Below are 1,522 nucleotides of genomic sequence, written 5' to 3' on the forward strand. Positions count from 1 at the left end.
GGGCTAGCGTGCGCACACATTTGCTTTGGGGGTTGGTTAGTTGGGATTTGCAAGAGCGAAGCCCTCGGCGATGGCGTGGAAACGTTTGAGGCCGTTGGAGAAGGTGACCGGGCCTGGCGGGCGCTCCCTTGCGTAGCCGTTCCATCCTCCGAGCCGGGCAATACACCAGGCAGCCCAGGCGAGCGTGTGCCCGGGGTGCGGGTTCTTTTGCTTTTGGGTCTTGCCTTCGAGCCTGGCGACGAGAGCTTCCAGAACAGTGATCTCGATGGAGCTGAAGAGACGGGCGGCCTTGAAGGCCTGACCGGCCGGGCCGCGCCCGTGCACGAGTTGCATGACCCTTGTGGCGACGATCAAGGCGGCGGCGGCCAGGCGCTCGAGCGCCTCGCCATCGGCGATAAGACTTTCCTCCAGATCGATGGCTTGCGACTTCATGGTCCTGAACAGCTGCTCGACGGTCCAGCGCGCGCGATAGAGATCGACGATGCGACAGGCATCGGCGAGTGTTTCGACGCTGTGAGTGGTCAACAGCCGCCAGATCACCGCTTCCTTCGGCGACGGTGGCGCGATCTCGCGCACTTCCACCATGTTGAGCGGGAGTTCGCGAGGATCGCGGCTATCGGCACCAAGGCGCGGCTGGCGCAAGCTCACCGCGACGAAGCGAACGGCCAACTCAACGCTGCGTGCCGGCCGGCCGGGACGTGCCTGCAGTTCGAAGGCGATGCGGCCGGCTTCCGGCGTCTTGGCGATCGCGCCGAACAGGCGCTCCCGTCCGCCCAAGGCCCGATCCCGTACGGCGCGGATGAGCACATGGGTGCGCTCGTCGGGCAGCCTTGCAAACACCTCGTAGATGTCGGCCTCGCGGTCGCCGATCACGGTGGCCAGTGGCGTGTCGGTCATCGCCTGGCGCGCCGCCTGGGCCGCGGCAATCCATTTGTAGCTTTCCTTGGCTTCGATCGGCAGCGCCTGATAGTCATCCGCCTTGCGTCCCTGGCGCCGCCAGATCGTGGCGCCCGCAAGGCCAAGAACCGAGCCGTCCGCGGCATCCACGGCCAGCGCCGGATGCACGAACAGCCCGACATCCTTGCCATTGCCGACGCGGCCGAGGCCCCGCTTGCGCAAGCGCTTGGCCTCATAGTTGATCTCGCTGCTGTCCTCGATGAGCAAGACATGGCGGCCGGCCGCCGCTTCGGCCGTTCGCGCCGCTGCCGTGCGGATGATCTCTTGCTTGCTCACGTGACGATTGCGAAACAGGCGCGTGAACGCAACCTTCTCAGCGCGCGTGTCGGCCAGCCGGCGCATGCCCGTGCTGACGCGCGCAAGCATGCGCTCCAGAACCATGCTCCCCTTTTTTGCAGGCGCAGGTCGCCGAAGTATCCAAGCAGTGGTGCCATCGTCGAAACCTCCCGAATCAACAATGGCAACTACAGAATCACATACGATTCCAGCCCTTCAACCCCCAACACAGCCAACGCGACATCCCCTTGACATCAAACACGAAGCAAATGTGTGCGCACGCTAGCCC

General features: G+C 64.8%; 1 protein-coding gene. It reads right to left on the reverse strand.

Translation table 11 applies throughout. The features are described from left to right. Positions 1 to 36 precede the first annotated feature (36 nt). Positions 37 to 1,338 carry an IS4 family transposase gene (locus RFM68_RS33465; RefSeq protein WP_320237195.1) on the reverse strand — a complete coding sequence of 434 codons (1,302 nt, stop codon included), beginning with the start codon at positions 1,336 to 1,338 and terminating at the stop codon, positions 37 to 39. Between the last annotated feature and the right edge of the window lie 184 nt (positions 1,339 to 1,522).

This window comes from Mesorhizobium montanum, assembly GCF_033977145.1.
In the GTDB taxonomy this organism is placed as follows: Bacteria; Pseudomonadota; Alphaproteobacteria; order Rhizobiales; family Rhizobiaceae; genus Mesorhizobium; species Mesorhizobium montanum.